The following is a 17288-nucleotide window of genomic DNA, read 5'->3' as shown; positions in this document are numbered from 1 at the left end:
TCATTAACATTTAGGATAACAGAACGAGTACAATCGTTAATATGAAAAATATACTTGGAGGGATTTAATGAACGCAAAGTATTACTGGGATTTTGAGTTACAAGATATTGAAAATAGAACAATGAATAAAAATCTTTTAGAATATTTTAGCAGGAAAAAATCTGAAGCTGAATCAATTATTAAAGATGTTTGTAGGATGCCACTTACTGAAGTAGTAGCTAAACTCAATGTCATTGATGAACAATTACGACTATTTTTCTTTTATTGCTTTGAAGATGTTGGCTCTATTTGTGATGCTGAGATGATTCTTGAACTTATACAAAGTGAATACAAACAGACATTTTTAGAAGAAACAATAGAGTTACAAAATGAAAATGATAAATTATCATTCATATATTTAATTGACAATTCATTTCCTAAAAGGCCACTATGGGAATTAAATATTATAGAAATATTATCTAAAGCACTAGGGAACATCGAATCTATTAATTTGAATGATTGGAAAATCATTGCAGAATACTTCCAATATTTACAAGGTTCTGCAAAATTGATATTGAAGGATTTAGCCACAGAAACATTTAACTATCAATTTCCTAAGCTATTACTAATCGATACTAAATGTAGAAATATAGTCGATATGTTAGGAAATATTGATGTTTTAAATTGGAAAGAAATTGAATTTGTTCTCACTATTGAGAATCAAGCGAAGCAATATTTGGAGGAGTCCTTTATTTACAAAAAGAGTGGATTCTCTAGATATTCTTTTAGAAGACAAGTTGGATAACCCGGATTTAATGTAATGTCTGCTGAGAATGAAACCAGCAGTTAGAGGTGGATTATGGAGAGAAGGCTTTCAATTTGGTTGAAGCCTAGCATAAAATAGGAAAAAAAGTTAAAAATGAACAAGAACAGTATTTAACATCAAACAGAGTTCATAGTAAATCAAACTTATATGATCTGATAAATCAGTGAATAATATTGGTAGTGTATAGGTAGCGATTATGTTAGGAAAATTTAATAGATATAGTATCGTTTGAATTGAGAAAGGAGTCCAGAAATGTTTGTTAAATTTCTGGTTATTCATCTTTTATTACGTATATTACCTATTCTAATTCCATTTGTAGTTGGGCTTATTCAGCTAGGGATTGAAATAGTGTTATCTTACGTTTTAAAAGAAATAAAAGTTTCATGGTTAAATGCAAATCGTCGAAATATAGGTGTTCTTATTACAGTTGGTTTAATAACAGTCGTGGTTAGCCAAGCAGTTCAGTTTTATCTTTTAAATGGAGGGTTCTTTTGGTTGGCTTTACTTAGCTTTGGACTCTATCTTCTCTATTTTTTATGTCCTTATTTAAGTTTACTTATTTTTTGGAAACCTACTACATTTATATCAAAAATAGGTGTGGGATTTCTTAGCATATGGACTATTTTGATTTTAAAGGCAGAGCCAATTATTTATTTAGATGAAGGAGGAGTTTCATATCGAGAAGCGAATATATACCTAAAAATACTATCTGTTATTTTAGGTATAGGATTGTATCTTTGCTTAACAGTCCTCCAAACGCTACTTATTCGGCATGAAGTAACTAAAAAATCAACGCCAATAATTCCAGAAGTTACTGTATTGAATAAAATGAAGAAATATATCCTATCTTTATTTAAGAGTATATATTTTGTATTCAAAAAAAGTTGGTTTAGTAGTTTAATTGTGATTGTTACTGCACTTTTTCCTATGCTGTTAGTTTTTATTGGTTGGAAGTTAGAAGTGATACTTACGGATAGTTTACCATTCTTTTTGGGGATTACATTCATTGTTTTGCTAATGAGTATATCTAATTTATTGTCTATTCGTAATCGCTGGGTAAATATAATTCGTTATTTTCTGTACTTTTCCATGTATTTATTACTAATTAAAATTTTATCTCCAATAGAGATATCTGAAATGAATAGATTTAGTGTACTGCTCTTTTGGTTCCCACTTTCTGTACATTTAGCATTCATTGTTCCGTTGATAATAAATAGTTTGAAAAAATATCTTAAATAGAATGTATGGAATTACTATTTTTTTTAGGATTTATGAAAAAAGTTTAGTAAAGTGCATTATATATATCATTAGAAAAGGAGAACTTGCGTCATGGGAGAAGCGAAAAATAGGAAAATTTTTAAAATTCAAAATGAGAACTATTATGGTAATTTTTTATTAAATTTATTCATGAGGGGGAAACCAGTGATTGAAATATCTCCTGAAGGCGTTAGAAGAAATTATTCACGGAAAACTATTTTTATTCCTTGGACAGAAATAGTGACAATTTTTGATGATTTTATTCTTGTGCCAAAAAGTTTTTCAGATCATGATGTAATTGGTATAACTGTTACAAATCAATATGCTATAGATAACTATCAAAAATTTTTTTCAATTAAAGAAGTTATTCGAAAAGAGAAACCTTCTAGATTTTCTGATGGTCTATCAAAGACAACAGGCAATATAAAAATAAAGCATGATTTTGAAAATGAAAAGGTTATTCTCTGCATCTATTATAAGCAGCATCTGAAAAATAAGGGCAAGGGTTTATTTACTAGCTTAGAATCAAATTTAGAAATAAGTAAGTTGGGTTACTCATATAAGAGATGATGGCAAAGGATGCTAAGTATATTATTTATTAACTTATACCGTTATTTTGATTGAACCAACAGAGGGTGTAAGTAGAAACTAAAGAATAAGTAAAGTTATTTTAGAGATGAATTATTGGAGGTAGCTTAATTGGAAGATAGCTCAGAGGTTTATGTAATGAGCCAATGGAAATTTAAATTTGTAGTATTTTTATGGTGTGCTTTTCAGTTTATTCTGTGGTTTTTGTATATGAATTTTTTTGGCAAATATACAGTATGTTTCCTGTTTACTTTTGTTATTTGGCAGATTTTAACTGAGACAGGATATTATCTTGCGTTTAAATTAGGATATCATTCAACACCAGAAGGGAAAACAATATCAAATGGTCGTGGAGGTCGTTTACAGTTTCCAGATTTTGTAAAGAATGATCAAGAGTATCTCATTCGAAGAAGAAACCTTACAAGAAAAGAAAAAAGAATTCGTTTAATATTTTCAATGACATGTGCAGCAATTTTGAGTATTTTTTTAATTGGTTCACTAGGTTTGTTTACGACACTTAGCTCAGCTAATAATTTTTTATCATTGATAATTTTTGTATTAATTTTATTGGCGGTTTTTGGTATTTGGAAAGGCTATCAAGTTCTATTTAGACGGGTATATAACTTGGAAATCGCATGGAAAGAAAATAATCGGCCTGTCTTCAAATATAAGAAATAAACATTTGTTTTTCGTAATGATTGTTATTTGTTTAGTAGCTATGGTGATAAATAATAAGTAGTAAAAGAGGTGGTAAAATGGGAATAATCGTACAACATGATGAAATCATTTCAGTATTAAAGCAATTAGATATATATAATGAGGATGAGCTTATCATATATGCTACGCTAAAAACTAGTCAGCCGTTATATACTCGAATGAATGAACTTGATTTACGTAATTATATTGTTGAAGGTGTATGGTTAGCCGTTAGCAAAAATGATGTAAAGATTTTACCTGTTAATCAGCTAGGAAAATTACAAGAAGTAGTTACTGTTATTTCCAAAAAGGATCTTGATAGTTTAAGTATTGAGAGAAATTTATTTCTATATACTATTACAATGAAAGATTTGAAAGGAAATAGTGCTATCTTTAAAGTTTCAAGCAGAATTGTAGGAAACCGAAATCATCATTTAGATTTTATAAAATTAGTTGAACATTTGGATAAATCTGATTAGTTTTATTGATTATTAAACTTAAAAAATTGGAGAGAAGTGAAGTATATAGTGAAAATTTTTTTGTATTGAAGACAGATCTGAAGATATTGAAAATACAATTGAGTCTGATTGGGGTTCGATTAAAAGCGATTTCGATTGGTGATAAGATATGCTTGGCATAAAGCATTCTTCAGTACAAGGATATGTGGTTCTCTATTTCAAGGAGAAAGTGTATCTAGTTAATACTATTGATATGTCTCTATTTAGCTTATCTAAGTCGCCAGAACAAGTAGTTTTTGATGCTTATTTGCTCGACCAACAAGCAGTATCATATTTTGAAGCAGGAAATAATAAAAAAATGAGCTCCGTTTCGGCAGTACTCTTAACACAGTCGCTTGTAGCGGTAATATATAATTTAGGAAAGTATACATTTCAGAACTTTGAGGTTAGTTACTCCGTAGCAATTAAAGCACTGTTGTTGTTTATTTCCATATTTATAACTCTACTGTCTAGTAAGATCTATTTGAAACCACTAAAAAAGAAAATACCGAATCATATTGTAACACCAAATAACCACTTTTCTTTGAGGACTTACAAGCCTAAAGATAAAATTTGTAAAAGAAATTTTTTCAAAGATGGATTAGGCTTTCTACTTATGATAGTACTGGTAGGAACACCTCTTTATTTATATTTTAAAATAAATAACGGAGGGGAAAGCATATTATTGATGGTGGTATCTGCTATAGTTTTCATTCTATATGTTTCAACCAAAATGAGTCCAATTGCAGCCCCTGCTTATAAAGATTACGATTTTATAATTACAAAAAATGATAATTAGCAGGTAGTACAACATTTATAGAATATTTTTTAAAGGAATAAGTGAAATTAGGATATTTAAGCCAGTTACCTTTTTCTTTATCGCTTAAATTCAAAAGAGATATGGGTGGAGAATCACTTAAAATATTAGGGATTCACATACTTAATCTTAGTAATGTTGTTCTAACAAATGTTTTTGTAGGAAAATAGATTGATGGATTATTTACTAGATAGGTAAGATGATTAAAACTTTGTTAAAAGGTCTATGTTTAATTATTTAAAGGAGATCAAAAAATTTATTAATGAAAAAAATTATTTATATTGGTGAATGTAAAGACGCAATTATTTATTACGATACAAAAAATAATAAACCACTGAAAGCTATCAAAAGTAAACGCTCAAAGACTAAAAAGACAAGAAAAAATTATAGACAGATTTGTGTCATTGTTAGCGTCATATTCTTAATTAAAGAGTTAAGTATACTTTCTCCGTTTGGGAGTTCCTTTAGTGGGAGGTATACAATGTCTACAGTTTTATTTTTAAGTTTATTATGGACACTAGAATTTATCTCGCTTACAGCAGTTGTTTATAAAGTTTTATACAAAAATGTAGAACAAGCAGTACCTACTAACAGCAAGGAATTTGGCTATGCTATTAAAAGTAATGATTTATGGAATATCTTTAATAATAAAAAAGTTACGATATATAAAAAGTTGAGTATGTTTGTTTTAACAACTGTGGTAGGTCTTTTAACTATCAGCATTGTTCCTATGCTTTATATGATAAACATTCAAGGGGATTTTATTGGAACTAAGGTAGGTTCTGAAATTATTGGCATCTGTTTACTTGGAGTAATGCCGTTTTTAAGTGTGTTGCTAGTATGGTTAAATAATCCAGTACGTTGGTTAAATACGGTAGAAAAATATCAAAAAAAGAAAATAAAGTATGATTAAGAAAGTAGGCTTATCTTGGAAATAAATAAACAGAAATTTATATATGTTTTAAGTTACGTAGTAACAATGATTGGTCTATTCTTGTGGAATGGTCCGATGTACATTTTTTTTAGTATATTTGGTCTAGGTCTTCCGTTAGTTCCAATGATATTACCAATAGTCGGTATGGTAATGTTGCTAAAAAGTATATCAAAAAAAGGAGTGATATTAGGGTTCGTGCTAACTTTACCAATATTAGGGGTATTAGTGGCCACAATTTTATCATTGCCTTTAAGAACAAACATAGATACGTATTCTGGGATGAAACAGCTTACTCCCATTTACGTTACACTTATGATTTTGATAGGGGGAAGCCTATTTTTTATTATGTCGATATATTTGCTGAAAAACCAGCTAGTTATAATTGAAAAGGAGGCAGATAAACCCAAAATGAAAGGAGGGAAATGATTATGGTGCTACCCTTAACTAAAATGTGGTTTGTAGCAGATTATTGGGGAAAATCAGAACTCTCTGGTACTAACATATTTGCAGAATATGACATATTAGGAAAAAAAGTTGTCTGGAAAAAATTTTCTAAACAGGATATGGAAAATCAAAATCATAAGGTAAAAAAACTTCTCTATTTTTTACCTTTTACTTCTCTATTTATCATTGTACCTTTCACTGTTTTCTTAGGAAACTATACAAAAAAGCAAGCAACTCCTTTGGATAGGCTGGGGAGTTTTGGAATGTTTGCTCCTTTGTTAACAGGGGGTTTATTGTTTCTGATACTTGAATACCTTATGCTTTATAGAAGAAGGTATTCGGAAGTAATAGATGCTCCAGCAAAGTATAATCAATATACGTATTTTGAAGAGTTGTATGAACGTTCGGTGAAAAATAATGATGCGGTTGGAAAATATAAAACTCCCTATTTAGTGAGTGGTTTGTCTATTCTATTTTTAAGCGTTGTAGTAATTCCGATAATGTTTTGGCTTTATAATATGAAAGGAACATTTTTTGAATTTTTCGTGAAATTCATATTATTATCATTTTTATGTTCGATAGTACTATCAACTATATGGAATGGCATTATTAAAAGTGTTATTACAAAAAAAATAATAAATAAACTAGCTGAGGAACTAGAGATATAAATAGAATGAAATTTAATTATTGTACTAAGTATCTGTTAATTTCAACATGGTTCTATGATAGGCTCTAAAGAAATAATATTTAAATTTAAAATTTTGAATAGAGTTCTAGAAAATGAAAAATAACTTATGTATTCTGTCAAATTAAAAGAAACATGATGATTTTACATGCAAAAGCAGATTGCACTTTTATATTGGATTTCTCGAAAGTGGTCAAAGAAGTAACTTTGTATTTTCACAGCTACTATATGCTACAGGTTAGATATTAATTTGAATAGTGATCTTTTGAATTAAGTATGAGAAATATCATTATGTCTATGGTATGTGGAAAACAGAATAGTTTATTTCAATTTTTATAAAACGGGCAAAGAATGGAGTAACCGATGAAAAAATTTTTAATTGTAAGTATTTTAATTGTAAGTATCTTTTTTTCAGGATGTACTAAAAATTCAATAAACACTATGGAAAATAAGAGAAGCTCTTCTACAGAAAATAAAGAAGTAAAATATAACACCGTGAAAAATCAAAAAGAGTTATTAAATAGTATCAAAGAAGTAGCTGTTGATAAGGACGAAAAAATGTGGAATAAATATTCTAGTGAGCACGAACTTAGAACTTCCGATAATGGTGTAAAAAAAATTAGTAGGTTTGGATGGCAAAAATGAGTTAGTGGGTTATAAAACATATAAAATAATAGATTCTTGGATGTTGGAAAGTTCTCTTACTAAAGATAAAGAAAAAGATGCTGTTTGGGAAATTATTGGTAGGAATGACTTGAATTCTTATGTTGAAGTCTACATGTTACCAGTCTATACAGGAGATGTTGCTAATTTGGGTGGTGAAAGATTGTCAGAAGATGATTTGGATGATATTTTAGCAAATGATGGTGCTAAATTTGTCCAAACTGGGATGACTCAAATTGAAGGGGAAAATTGGCATATTGGTCTAGAAATGGGTGATGATAACAATGCCATAAGAACTACATTTTATCAAATGGAAGCTGCTAAAGGGAGTTTCAATGAATCTGTTCTGGTAGCGCAAGTAATGGTACCGTTAAATAAAGTTATGCAATCAAGGGAAAATAAACAAGAATTCTTAGAACAAATTTCTCAAGTCAAAAAAATGTTAACAACTTTTAGTGAAACAAAAGAAAAAGAAGTGTCTGTTTCTTAATCTAAAGTAAATTTAGATCAGTTGAATTAAGTATGAGAAATTTCATTATATTAATAGTATACGGAATAGGAGAAATTTATGTTTAAATACAATCACCCCATTTTATTTGTTATAGGAGTGCTAATCATGTATGGTTATTGGACAATTTCTTATCACTTTTTTAGTTTTTTAGTTAAACATATCGGTGTAGCTTGGCTGAAAAGAATACGTCATTTGTCAATTATTTTTGCATGGGGTATTATGTTAACCGCATGGTGGGTAAATGATATTATGGATATTATAATTGGCACTTTCACTTTTGGACTAGTCATTATATTAGCAACCATGTTTGCTTTGACTTCTAATACAATCAAATACGTTATGAAAAAGCAATGAACTTTTTTTCATTGGTTAGGTGAAAAATAGGATAACAATAATCATATGGATTTTTGTTCATTATGCAAAGAAGTTGGAGGATATATTAATGTATTTTTATATTTTGTTATTTTTACTTATTGTTACATTGGCATTAACAGCCTTTGATATTATGAAACGCTACAAATTGAAAGTAGCACAAACAACTGCTATCCGTCAATTTCAAGAAACTAATGAAATGAGTGTCGGTGATTTACAAATTTTTAAAGAGACGATGGGTGACGCAAAGAAGTTAATCATCGAAGCAGAATATTCATCGAGTCAATTAAAGGATATGCCGGAAGAAGTGACACAAGCATTACAGGCAAGTAAAGAAATTTTTAGTAATTTAATGGTCAAACCTAAAGATTTGATTTTGTATGGTGATTTTTTATACCGGACGTTACCAGCATTTACGAGTGCTTTGGAACGAGCAAACAAAATGAATGAGATGCAGTTAAATAGTATGGAGTACAAGCAGAATAAAGAAGAAGTAACTCGATTTTTAATTGATTTGAGTGCGAACATATTGGAAGATTATGGGCAATATATGAATGAAGAGTTTGAAGAGACCAAAATTGCACATGAAATTACGCAGTAATGGATAGAGGTGAATGGTAATGGAAGAAAAAGAAGTGACGTTTTATGAAAAATATGATCAATTATTTGAAAAACCTAAGTTAAAAGGGGTAGACGATCGAAAGAGAAAAATTCTTATTTTAGGAGGAATTATCTCGATTGCTTTAGCAGCAGTTATTCCGTATGTGTCAACTATTATTGTGATACGTAGTAGTGAGAGAATTATTGCCAAAAGTCAAAAACGATTAGATGAACTCAAAGCATCAGATGAATTTACAGAAGTTCCAATTTTAAAACAAAATATGACTGTAAAATATCCGCCAAATTATAAAACAGTGAAACCTTACAACTTAAAATTTGATGGTCATATACTAAATTTTGGGAATGGTTACCAGTTAGAAATAAATGGTTTTAGCACTATTGAAAATGATATTGATAAGTATTCTGTGAAGCCTGCTGAAAACTATGATACGGTCAACATTTTATTACAAGGTGAAGGTGAAAGACTAAGTTATCAAACCACGAATGATGGGAAAACTCATTTTTACGACAAAAATAACCCGTACGAGATTTCGACTTTTGTTCCCTTGCAGGCATCAGGAAATTTATTGGATAGCTTAGATTTTTCAAAAATGAAAGAAAAAGGGTCATTTTTGTCGCTCTTTCAACAACAAGATATCGGTGAGATGAAAACTGGTGTAGTTGTTAATGCATCACCTTCTCATGGGGTGTCAGATGAGTTAGGTAATATTAAACAAACAAATCTTTCCTTTACGAAATACTGGTTATTCCCAGATGGTGTTGGTCTGATTGCAAATATTAGTAGTGTCTACTTAGATGATTTTTCGAAAATAGATGACTTCAATCAGTTGAACGGCGAAAAGATGAAAAAATTAGATGAATTGACTAATGGAGATTATAGTTGGCTGCTTTCTCATTTTGAAATGACTCAAGTTGCACAGTAAGGATGGATTTTAGATGAAAAAAAATGCTATGTTGACAGTAGGGACGAGCTGTTCTTTTGGATGCTTAACAGTAATACTATTTTTAACAGGACTTATCGTTACCAGTTGTCATGTGCCTAATAAAATCTATGGTCCCTACGAAAAAGATGGTAGAGAGTATTATCAGAAGGTACTCGGTATTGATGTAACATTTTCTCATTCTTTTTTGTATACGACAGAAGCAGGACACTTTGATATTACAGCAAATTTTAAACAATCTCAAAAGACAAATGAGCTGTTTTCTCTGTATATAAACTCACAAGAAGATAAGAAAAGTTATTCATTCATGGCAACCTCTCCAGAAGCGAATGTTGTCGGTTTATCTAAAAAAGAAACACATCTTTTAGAAAAATCAAACACATTCTCAGAATTTAACCGCCCTGTTTCTGATCTATTACAAGATTTATTGCATCCCACGGATATTGGAACGATAAATCGACTGGCAAATGGGGCAAGTGTGTCATTCTATTCGACAGATCTATCCTTTTGGAAAAATTTTTTGAAAAATTATGATAAATTAAACAAACAGACATACGCTGATTGTTTAGCGTGGCTTACAAAACAAGTAAATAATGATAGCTATTTTTATGTGAGAAGATCATTTAGTTCAGAAGACTTGCCGGTATCCGTTCTTCACGACACGGTCATAGGTAATTTGACTCAAATGGAAAACAAATTAAAAGAGGAAGCGTTTCCTGAAGAAATCGTCAAAAATTTCCCACCTGGCACACTATTTAAAGTAGATTGGGATTTTGCAGATTCCACTCATATCTATGAATCAGATCAATCAGGGCACTTAGTAGATAGCCGATATAAGTATCCTGTTTCCTATTAATTGAGAAGGAAGAGCTAAATGTAGAGCTCCTCAAACTTAGAACTTTGGTATTCTTTTTCATTTTGAAAAATGTAAGCGGCGTTTATCTTTGCAGACGGACAATTAGTGCAAAAAATATTAGTAGAAGAAGGACTAGCACATGTCGCTTAAACAAATCTTACCAAAAGTGACTATTTAAACGAATTGAATGAAGTACAAGAGCAAGCAAAACAAAGAAAAAAAGGAATCTGGGGCCTAGAGGACTATGTAACGCACAAAGAATTTAGAGTATAGGATTTGAAAAGGCTCATTAAACTTTGCAAAAATAGGAGGAGTGGCATTTGGAACAAGTATTTTTAATTATTGGTAGTACAGTTATAGGGGGAATCAGTGTTTTTATAATAGTTTTTTTTATAATAAAACTCAATCTCAATACTAGAGGTGTTTACCAGTTGTATTGGACTACTCAAACAAATTTATTTTCTATCAAAGTTTTTAAGGGGCAATTTAGAATCAAAGCAAATAACTTAAATTCAGCAGAACAAATAGGTGTTAAAAAGCTACAAGAAAAATATCAAGATAAAGAATGGTTTAAGGATATTAAATTTACTGTTAGAGGTGGAGGAGAGAAAAGCGTTTTTGAAAGAGAAGATTGGATACTTTTGAGAAACATATTATGAGTAAAATTGATTATGCACGAGTGAGTAGTAAAGAACAAAATCTAGATAGGCAATTAGAAGCATTACAGAGCGTTTCTAAAGTCTTTTCAGATAAGGTGTTTAGCAGACAATCTACTGAATAGCCATACTGGTTCAATAGAGTTAAGTCGTGATATTTTTATTTGTTTTTTTTCTATTTGAAGAAAAACAAATAAAATTAGACAGAACTCCTAGTTTTATTTCTAATTAACTTTATTATAATTATTGTTAATCAAAGCAATTCTTTAAGTATCTTATTAGTCATATGCTATTATATAGTCCAGGTTACGTTGGAAAAATTTAATATTTAATGAGATAGGAGGAAAGTTATTGGATATTTTTAAGCTACTTGATGAAGATCAACGCTATCAATTATTTATAATTCGTTTTTTAGACGTAACGAAGGACGAGTACATCACAATTTCGAAGATAGTGGAGATAACTGGGCAGTCTAAGTTTAAAGTTATTAACTTTATTCACGCATTAAATTATGACATACGTAAGTTTAAAGAGAATTGTAAAATAGCTATACAAGATGACCTTATAATCACAGAGAACGTAGACTTGACAATAATCAAGCTCTTGCAGATTGATTATTTTAAGACAAGTCAAACTTTTCTTTTATTAATTTATCTGCTTGAAGAAGGAGGAACCATTGAAAAATATGCAACAGATAATTTTTTGAGTACATCAAAAGCTTATGCAACAAGACGTCAGTTAATAAATTTCTTAAAGTCATTAGGAATAAAGGTGAAAAAAAATCGACTTGTTGGAGAAGAATTTGCTATTCGGAATATACTTGGCACATTAATATTTGAAGCGTTAAATGGCTATTATTCTCCCTTTTCGAACGAAATAACTATATTTGTAAAGAAGATTAGAGAGCTTTTAACTTACTTTTACAATCTTCGTTTGACACCCACGCAAGTAAAAAAAATGGAAGTATTAATAGCTATTAGTTTAATACGTTGTAAAAATGGCAATACTATTAATAACTCATTCATTACTGACTTAGATAAGTTTTTTCGTGATATAAAAAACGAAATTTATCATATTTCAAACTATATTTTTGTGGATCAAAACACATTGATGAATGAGTTTTCTTATAATTCAATGTTCTTATTTACTGAAGGCGTATTGGAAAAAGAGTTTAATGATAAATTTAACCTCAGTTACTTTGAAGAATTAGATAATAACAGTGGTAGAATAAGTGAAAAAATTATCCATAAACTTGAGGATAGTTACAATACAAAATTTTCTATAGAAATTCAAAAATTTTATACTCAACGTTTAAAACAAGCAAATAGAAGAAAATCAATTTTTAGTTTTGAAACTTCTAGTTTTGCTACAAATAATCAAGTACAGTCCGTAAGGGAGTTATATCCAATTTATTCTGAAATTGTCTGGCAGGTGATTGAAGAAGAATACATTGATGTATCAAAAGATGATTTGAGCAGATACTTTTATGATTATTTGTTTATTTTAATTGATGTAATTCCTCCTGCTAAAGTTGAACGACCTATATATGTTTGTGTTGATTTTTCTCAAGGAATCGAGTATACCAATTTTATTATTAAACAAATTGAAGGTTTTAAGGATCTTAATCTTATTATTGAATACAGATTAACATCACATACCAATATATTAATATCAAATTGTGTATGGGAGAACTTTAATGGTACACAAATAGTTTGGAAAAACCCACCTATGCCAAGTGATTGGGAATATTTTGGGAATGCTGTAATCAGAGCTAAAAGGAAGTTGTTATATGAGGATATTTCTTTTAATAAAGGAGAGGGAGAGATGAAATGAAACGTTACTTAGGTATTTTAGGCGCATATCTAATTGTTCAACCAAGCCTCTTCACAGGAATGTTAGGAAGAATAGATCAAAATGATAAGGATAAAACTGCAGAATTCAGAAAATTATCTGCTACAGTTGAATATCAAAATGATCAAGTTGTTATTACGAAAGCTAATCAGAGGAAAAAAGATAATTCAACAAAGAAAACAGATAGCATGCACTTAAATAAGTTAGAGAATTATCTTATGATATTAGAAAATGAGCCTAAGCTAAATGAAGGCACACCAAGTTCAACTCAGTTAGGGCAAAAAATGAAACATTTATCAAAAACATTTCTGTTTACTGGTTGAGAAAAAAAGAGGGAGAGATTTAATTGAAAAAAAGAGCGATTAAATTGTTTTATATATTTACAAGTTTAATTATGGTGATTGGTCAATTAGGAATAGCAGAGGTATTTGCTGAAACCGTTAGCAATGATAATTCACCAAGAGAAGAAAATCGGATTTACCATGACTATGGAGACTATCAACAAGCATTAAAGGAGTACAATAAAGAGTATGCCCAATATGAAAAAGATTTAGATGAATACAATGAGAAAAAACAAGAACATGATGATGCACAAGAGGAAGCCAATCGAATTGAAAAAGAAAATGCAGAAAAGAAAGCTGCATATGAAAAAGCATTAGAACAGTATCAAAAAGATTTAGAGGAATATAAGAAAAAACAAGATGAAATCAATGATCATAGCTCGAAAGGTCAGTATATAGGACCAAATATTTATTCAGTATATTCTCAATTACAATCTTATCTAGTAAACTATTCTGCTATGGTACAAATGTCCAATTCAGGATTATCTTTAAGTGGCGATACTCTAATTTCTGTAATTAAGAATAATATGGCGACAGATCCAATCACTGGTAGTTCTGAAGTTGAATCAAATGTTCAAAAAGTAATTGACCAATGGAATATTTTTGCAGAATTTGAAAAATCAATTTATGGAGATGCTCCATCTATGAATATTAGTGGAGTGTTTCCTGGGGCAATTAATGGCGCTTACTATGATGGATTCAAAGGTGTGGAGTTTTATCATACATTCACTAGTAATACGGGGCAAACATCAGATAATGTTCCAGTTTTTTTAGATCATCCAACAGAAGATAATATTAAGCAGGCTTTGACGGATTTATTCATCAAAACTGGTGGATCAGCATTTGATGCTGCGAATCAATCAATGGATAAAAATACATTCATGGTAGACCAAAGTATGGTCGATAAATGGTCTTCAGCATTAGAAGAGGCAAAAGCGCAAGGGTTAAATTTATATTCGACAGCAATCGAACAATACATTGAAGCTTTTAAGAAATATAATAGTTCTAATTATGAGACGGATGATTACAATAACTTCATGAATGAAATAAGTGGAGCAACTGAAACTCAGAAAAAAGCAATGAATTTAATTGGGGGAATGAATGGTGCTACATTAGAAGATGAGAATAATAGTGCTCCTTTCTATAATGATTTAAAAAATTTGTCTGTTTCTGATATGGTTAATAAATATGGGTATCTTAAACTATTAAGTAATATGGCTAGTGAAGCAACATATGGTTACTTTCACTTACTGACACCTCAGGCTGGAGAAGTGATTGTTGTAGCGACGGCTAGTTCATGGTCAAACAGTTATTATACATTTGGAAAAAGCAAGGATAATTATGAACCCAATTTAACTCCCCCAAGTGAACCTACACCACCAATGTATGAAATAGTACCAAATGTTCCTGACGAACCTGTACCACCCGTTCCACCCGTTAAACCAGTTTATGAACCATTAAATACAGTTAACTTACTTAAAGTGGATAAGGATACAAGAGAACCTTTAGCTAAAGCAAAATTTCAACTGATTAATATAACAACTAATGAAATTATAGGAACTTTCAGTAGTGACAATGACGGGCTTATAATAATTAATAATCTTAATCCTGGAAATTACTCACTTACAGAGATTGAAGCCCCAGAAGGATATATATTAGATAATACTCCAATTTCATTTATTGTTCATGGAACAGAAAATGAAAAAATTCAATTAGAAAAATCTAATACTGCTACAACTGGAAGTGTAGAGTTAATTAAAACAGATGAAAAAACCAAAGAGCGACTTCAAGGAGCAGTTTTTGAAATTAGAAATTCTAGCGGTGAGATTGTTCGTTCAGCGTTACAAACTAATTTAGAAGGAAAAATAGTAGTTGATGGATTAAAAGCAGGAGAATACTCCTTTATAGAAACTAAAGCACCAACAGGTTACGTACTAGACAATACTCCGATAAAATTTATGATTAAAAAAGATCAAACAGAAGCAGTACAAGTATCAATGTCGAACAAGTTGACACCAGGAGGTGTGGTTTTAAGTAAATCGGATGCCAAAACAGGTGAAACATTACAAGGGGCAGTATTCGAACTGCAAGACAAAAATGGAAAAGTGTTACAAAGTGGACTTAAAACGGATGCATCTGGAAAACTAGCAGTTGAAGAATTAGAACCAGGGGACTATCAATTTATAGAAACCCAAGCACCAACAGGCTATGATTTAGACCAAACGCCAGTGAAATTTGCAATTGAAAAAGGCCAAACAGAAGCAGTACAGGTTTCAATGACAAACAAGCTGACACCAGGAGGTGTGGTTTTAAGTAAAACGGACGCTAAAACAGGTGAAGTATTACAAGGGGCAGTATTCGAACTAAAAGACAAGAATGGAAAAGTGTTACAAAGTGGACTTAAAACAGATATATCTGGAAAACTAGCAGTTGAAGGATTAGAGCCAGGAGACTATCAATTTGTAGAAACCCAAGCACCAACAGGCTATGATTTAGACCAAACGCCAGTGAAATTTGCAATTGAAAAAGGCCAAACAGAAGCAGTACAGGTTTCAATGACAAACAAGCTGACACCAGGAGGTGTGGTTTTAAGTAAAACGGACGCTAAAACAGGTGAAGTATTACAAGGGGCAGTATTCGAACTAAAAGACAAGAATGGAAAAGTGTTACAAAGTGGACTTAAAACAGATATATCTGGAAAACTAGCAGTTGAAGGATTAGAGCCAGGAGACTATCAATTTGTAGAAACCCAAGCACCAACAGGCTATGATTTAGACCAAACGCCAGTGAAATTTGCTATTGAAAAAGGCCAAACAGAAGCAGTGCAAGTATCAATGACGAACAAACCTACTGTTGGTTCTGTAGTACTAAATAAAATTGATTCTGAAACTGGTGATAAATTAGCAGGAGCGGTATTTGAATTACGAGATAGCAACGGAAATATAATTTTAGAAGATTTAAAAACAGATAATAATGGAAAACTCGCTATTAATGATTTGAAACCAGGAACTTATGAATTAGTAGAAACGAAAGCGCCAGATGGATATATTTTGGATGGTACACCAGTTGAATTTACTATAAAAAGCAATACATCTATACAAAAAAAGGTAACTAAAACAAATAAAGGTAAAATCACTTCAGTGAGACTTGAAAAAAGAGATTCACGTACAAATGAAATGTTAGCAGGTGCAAGATTCAGACTGCTAAATTTTGAAGGGAAAATCATTAAAGATGATTTAGTTACAAATGAAGACGGAGTATTAACCATTGATGGATTAAAAGTAGGAAATTATCAGTTGATTGAAATGCAAGCTCCTACAGGATATATTTTGGATAATGCAGCTATTAACTTTACAATTAACAAGGACTCTTCTCTAATTAAACTAACCAAGCTCAATGCTCAAGAAAGTAATTTTTTAAATCATCAAAATTCGAGAGATTCTTCGAACTCAGGATATAGTCCAAATACGTATTCATTTAAAAGTTTACCTAAAACTGGTGAGAAAAATAGTATTTGGTTAGTCATTTTGGGAGTGATTATAATGGGCATTATTGCTATAACTTGGTTTTCAAAACGAAGAAAATAGACGCATAACAAAGTGATGGAGAAATCTCATTAAAGTACATTATCAAATTATGTTAGTAGATGCTGATACTATGTTAATCTCTATCGGTTGTATATTAAATAATTTTCAAAGTGTAAAAACGTGTAATTCTAATGGTAAATTTTGGTGATAAATTAAGTGAATATAT

18 protein-coding genes and 1 pseudogene are annotated in these 17288 nt (G+C 30.6%); all 19 read left to right on the top strand.

The annotated features are described in order from the left end of the window. The first annotated feature begins 67 nt into the window (after positions 1–67). The 19 genes and pseudogenes from IGL86_RS07665 (at position 68) to IGL86_RS07575 (ending at position 17122) form a co-directional block, all read left to right on the top strand. Positions 68–784 carry a DUF7006 family protein gene (locus IGL86_RS07665; RefSeq protein WP_104671131.1) on the top strand — a complete coding sequence of 239 codons (717 nt, stop codon included), beginning with the start codon at positions 68–70 and terminating at the stop codon, positions 782–784. A gap of 273 nt (positions 785–1057) precedes the next feature. Continuing rightward, entirely contained in the window at positions 1058–2044 is a 987-nt protein-coding gene (locus IGL86_RS07660) for a hypothetical protein (RefSeq protein ID WP_104671132.1), read from the top strand. A gap of 90 nt (positions 2045–2134) precedes the next feature. After that, positions 2135–2632, top strand: a complete 498-nt coding sequence (locus IGL86_RS07655; protein ID WP_104671133.1) for a hypothetical protein — start codon at positions 2135–2137, stop codon at positions 2630–2632. 129 nt (positions 2633–2761) lie between these two features. Continuing rightward, the gene (locus IGL86_RS07650; protein ID WP_430605588.1) at positions 2762–3328 is read left to right on the top strand and encodes a hypothetical protein; all 567 of its coding nucleotides are present in this window, start codon (positions 2762–2764) and stop codon (positions 3326–3328) included. Positions 3329–3405: 77 nt separating this feature from the next. Further along, positions 3406–3825, top strand: coding sequence for a hypothetical protein (locus IGL86_RS07645; protein WP_104671134.1), 420 nt, complete (start codon positions 3406–3408; stop codon positions 3823–3825). A gap of 148 nt (positions 3826–3973) precedes the next feature. Continuing rightward, positions 3974–4642: a hypothetical protein gene (locus IGL86_RS07640; RefSeq protein ID WP_016626523.1), complete on the top strand. Its 669-nt coding sequence runs from the start codon at positions 3974–3976 to the stop codon at positions 4640–4642. Positions 4643–5141: 499 nt separating this feature from the next. Then, positions 5142–5573 (top strand): hypothetical protein, encoded by a 432-nt coding sequence (locus IGL86_RS07635; protein ID WP_159157008.1) that lies wholly within the window; start codon positions 5142–5144, stop codon positions 5571–5573. A gap of 449 nt (positions 5574–6022) precedes the next feature. Beyond that, positions 6023–6706: a hypothetical protein gene (locus IGL86_RS07630; protein ID WP_104671137.1), complete on the top strand. Its 684-nt coding sequence runs from the start codon at positions 6023–6025 to the stop codon at positions 6704–6706. Positions 6707–7086: 380 nt separating this feature from the next. Further along, a complete protein-coding gene (locus IGL86_RS07625; protein WP_430605587.1) occupies positions 7087–7368 on the top strand; it encodes a hypothetical protein in 282 nt (93 codons plus the stop codon). Next, a complete protein-coding gene (locus tag IGL86_RS07620) occupies positions 7352–7876 on the top strand; it encodes a hypothetical protein (protein ID WP_430605586.1) in 525 nt (174 codons plus the stop codon). The genes IGL86_RS07625 and IGL86_RS07620 overlap by 17 nt, the downstream gene beginning before the upstream one ends. A gap of 126 nt (positions 7877–8002) precedes the next feature. After that, positions 8003–8251 (top strand): hypothetical protein, encoded by a 249-nt coding sequence (locus tag IGL86_RS07615; protein WP_104842594.1) that lies wholly within the window; start codon positions 8003–8005, stop codon positions 8249–8251. Between the two features lie 19 nt (positions 8252–8270). Beyond that, positions 8271–8870 carry a 5-bromo-4-chloroindolyl phosphate hydrolysis family protein gene (locus IGL86_RS07610; RefSeq protein ID WP_104671140.1) on the top strand — a complete coding sequence of 200 codons (600 nt, stop codon included), beginning with the start codon at positions 8271–8273 and terminating at the stop codon, positions 8868–8870. 19 nt (positions 8871–8889) lie between these two features. After that, positions 8890–9813: a hypothetical protein gene (locus tag IGL86_RS07605; RefSeq protein WP_228070338.1), complete on the top strand. Its 924-nt coding sequence runs from the start codon at positions 8890–8892 to the stop codon at positions 9811–9813. Between the two features lie 13 nt (positions 9814–9826). Continuing rightward, entirely contained in the window at positions 9827–10687 is an 861-nt protein-coding gene (locus tag IGL86_RS07600; RefSeq protein ID WP_430605585.1) for a hypothetical protein, read from the top strand. Between the two features lie 320 nt (positions 10688–11007). Continuing rightward, positions 11008–11346, top strand: coding sequence for a hypothetical protein (locus tag IGL86_RS07595; protein ID WP_104671143.1), 339 nt, complete (start codon positions 11008–11010; stop codon positions 11344–11346). After that, a pseudogene (locus IGL86_RS07590) lies at positions 11343–11465 on the top strand (recombinase family protein); the annotation flags it as partial. The gene IGL86_RS07595 and the pseudogene IGL86_RS07590, both read left to right, overlap by 4 nt. A gap of 229 nt (positions 11466–11694) precedes the next feature. Then, positions 11695–13176: a helix-turn-helix domain-containing protein gene (locus IGL86_RS07585; RefSeq protein ID WP_104671144.1), complete on the top strand. Its 1482-nt coding sequence runs from the start codon at positions 11695–11697 to the stop codon at positions 13174–13176. Continuing rightward, complete coding sequence (locus tag IGL86_RS07580; protein ID WP_104842596.1) at positions 13173–13517, top strand: hypothetical protein; 345 nt, start codon at positions 13173–13175, stop codon at positions 13515–13517. The genes IGL86_RS07585 and IGL86_RS07580 overlap by 4 nt, the downstream gene beginning before the upstream one ends. A 23-nt stretch (positions 13518–13540) precedes the next feature. Further along, positions 13541–17122 (top strand): SpaA isopeptide-forming pilin-related protein, encoded by a 3582-nt coding sequence (locus IGL86_RS07575; RefSeq protein ID WP_231607600.1) that lies wholly within the window; start codon positions 13541–13543, stop codon positions 17120–17122. Positions 17123–17288: the final 166 nt, after the last annotated feature.

It is taken from the genome of Enterococcus sp. DIV0774 (assembly GCF_050539095.1).
GTDB classification, from domain to species: domain Bacteria; phylum Bacillota; class Bacilli; order Lactobacillales; family Enterococcaceae; genus Enterococcus; species Enterococcus faecalis.
This window is presented reverse-complemented; position numbering and strand designations above follow the sequence as displayed.